Here is a 3,217-nt window from a genome sequence, read left to right on the forward strand (position 1 = left end):
ACCGTAAGGTGTACCCGCAAGGGGGCAAACCCGGGGAACTGAAACATCTAAGTACCCGGAGGAAAGGACATCAACCGAGACTCCGCTAGTAGTGGCGAGCGAACGCGGATCAGGCCAGTGGCTATAGATTAAGAACCGGAACAAGCTGGGAAGCTTGACCTTAGTGGGTGATAGTCCCGTACGGGTAGAAAGATTTATAGTCCTCGAGTAGGGCGGAACACGTGAAATTCTGTCTGAACATGGGGGGACCACCCTCCAAGCCTAAGTACTCCTAGTCGACCGATAGCGCACCAGTACCGTGAGGGAAAGGTGAAAAGTACCCCGACGAGGGGAGTGAAATAGTACCTGAAACCGAATGCTTACAAACAGTTGGAGCCCAAGATTTGTTCTGGGTAACAGCGTACCTTTTGTATAATGGGTCAGCGACTTAATTTAACGAGCAAGCTTAAGCCGATAGGTGTAGGCGTAGCGAAAGCGAGTCTGAATAGGGCGTTTTAGTTCGTTGGATTAGACCCGAAACCGAGTGATCTAGCCATGAGCAGGTTGAAGGTGCAGTAACATGCACTGGAGGACCGAACCCACGAATGTTGAAAAATTCGGGGATGACTTGTGGCTAGGGGTGAAAGGCCAATCAAACTCGGAAATAGCTGGTTCTCCGCGAAATCTATTTAGGTAGAGCGTCCTGTGAATACTCCTGGGGGTAGAGCACTGGATGGGCTATGGGGGCTCACCGCCTTACTGATCCTAACCAAACTCCGAATACCAGGAAGTACTGCAGGGCAGACACACAGTGGGTGCTAACGTCCATTGTGGAGAGGGAAACAACCCTGACCGCCAGTTAAGGTCCCTAAGTTATGGCTAAGTGGGAAAGGATGTAGAGATCCCAAAACAACCAGGATGTTGGCTTAGAAGCAGCCATCATTTAAAGAAAGCGTAACAGCTCACTGGTCTAAATAAGGGTCTCCGCGCCGAAAATGTACCGGGGCTAAAGCCATACACCGAAACTGCGGGCTTGTCTTTGACAAGCGGTAGCGGAGCGTTCTGTAAGCTGATGAAGGTGGACCCGTGAGGGCTGCTGGAAGTATCAGAAGTGCGAATGCTGACATGAGTAACGATAAAGAGGGTGAGAGACCCTCTCGCCGAAAGTCCAAGGGTTCCTGCGCAACGCTAATCGGCGCAGGGTTAGCCGGCCCCTAAGGCGAGGCCGAAAGGCGTAGTCGATGGGAACGGGGTTAATATTCCCCGGCCAGTGGGTAGTGACGGATGCCGTGTATCGTATCTCCTTATTGGATTGGAGATGCGGTGAAGGTGTTCCTGGAAATAGCTCCCACGCTAAGACCGTACCCGAAACCGACACAGGTGGACAGGTAGAGTATACCAAGGCGCTTGAGAGAACTGTGCTGAAGGAACTCGGCAAATTGCTCCCGTAAGTTCGCGAGAAGGGAGCCCAATACGAAGGCAACTTTGTATTGGGGGCACAGAATAGGGGGTTGCGACTGTTTATCAAAAACACAGGGCTCTGCGAAGCCGCAAGGCGACGTATAGGGTCTGACGCCTGCCCGGTGCTGGAAGGTTAAGAGGAGGTGTGCAAGCACCGAATTGAAGCCCCAGTAAACGGCGGCCGTAACTATAACGGTCCTAAGGTAGCGAAATTCCTTGTCGGGTAAGTTCCGACCTGCACGAATGGCGTAACGACTTCCCCGCTGTCTCCAGCACAGACTCAGTGAAATTGAATTCCCCGTGAAGATGCGGGGTTCCTGCGGTCAGACGGAAAGACCCCGTGCACCTTTACTACAGCTTCACACTGGTATTCGTGATGACATGTGTAGGATAGGTGGTAGACGTTGAAACCAAGGCGCCAGCTTTGGTGGAGTCATCCTTGAAATACCACCCTTGTCCTCATGGATATCTAACCGCGGTACTACAATACCCGGGACCGTGTGTGGCGGGTAGTTTGACTGGGGCGGTCGCCTCCCAAATGGTAACGGAGGCGCGCGAAGGTAGGCTCAGAGCGGTCGGAAATCGCTCGTTGAGTGCAATGGCATAAGCCTGCCTGACTGCGAGACTGACAAGTCGAGCAGAGACGAAAGTCGGTCATAGTGATCCGGTGGTCCCTCGTGGAAGGGCCATCGCTCAACGGATAAAAGGTACGCCGGGGATAACAGGCTGATGATGCCCAAGAGTCCATATCGACGGCATTGTTTGGCACCTCGATGTCGGCTCATCACATCCTGGGGCTGGAGCAGGTCCCAAGGGTTTGGCTGTTCGCCAATTAAAGTGGTACGTGAGCTGGGTTCAGAACGTCGCGAGACAGTTCGGTCCCTATCTGCCGTGGGTGTAGGAAATTTGAGAGGATCTGTCCCTAGTACGAGAGGACCGGGATGGACGAACCTCTGGTGGACCTGTTGTGGCGCCAGCCGCATTGCAGGGTAGCTATGTTCGGAATGGATAACCGCTGAAGGCATCTAAGCGGGAAACCAACCTCAAAACTAGATATCCCTTGAGAGCCGTGGAAGACCACCACGTTGATAGGAGGCATGTGGAAGAGGGGTAACTCTCGAAGCTGAGCCTTACTAATAGCTCGATTGATCTTGATCACTCCCATTAAGCTATAATCATAGATATGAGATAGCCAACAAAACAAAGCTAAAACTTGGATAACAACAACAGACACTTCGCAGAAGTGTCCTGACACTCTCAATAAGAGTGGCATAAAAGACCAGTTCAAAAGTCAGTGTGACTTATTCCTGCCCGGTGGCTATGGCGGGGCGCCCCCACCCGATCCCATCCCGAACTCGGAAGTGAAACGCCCCTGCGCCAATGGTACTTCGTCTTAAGACGCGGGAGAGTAGGGCGCCGCCGGGCATGAATAATCCACACCGACAAATCTCTACAAAATAAACAGAACAACATATCAGACAAAAGCCCCCAATGCTTAAAGCATGGGGGCTTTTTGCGTTTTGGAATTAGGCTGTCCTGAATGAACGTGCTGAAAACACAGCGAGCTAGGTTCTGAGTGGTCGGCGATCCCCTGGATTGCAATGCCATCTGACCGAAGAATACTCCCTGAATATACAGCTAACAGTTTGCCCTCAGTGAAACCAAAGCAATAACTTCAAGGGATTGAAACGTATTGCCTTGCGGTGCCTCGCAGTACTGAGTTCGGGGATATGTTTTTCTGGAGCGGGAATAGATGTTGGTAGATGGGGAATAAGTC

Annotated in this window: 2 rRNA genes (1 of these 2 only partly in view); both read left to right on the plus strand. The window is 52.0% G+C overall.

Features of this window, described 5'->3' with window-relative positions:
- Positions 1-2,599 (plus strand): 23S ribosomal RNA (locus PsW64_RS17655) (it extends 132 nt beyond the left edge of the window).
- A 151-nt stretch (positions 2,600-2,750) separates the two neighbouring features.
- A 5S ribosomal RNA gene (rrf, locus tag PsW64_RS17660) occupies positions 2,751-2,865 on the plus strand.
- Positions 2,866-3,217 lie beyond the last annotated feature (352 nt).

The organism is Pseudovibrio sp. W64, assembly GCF_001623145.1.
Classification (GTDB): Bacteria; Pseudomonadota; Alphaproteobacteria; order Rhizobiales; family Stappiaceae; genus Pseudovibrio.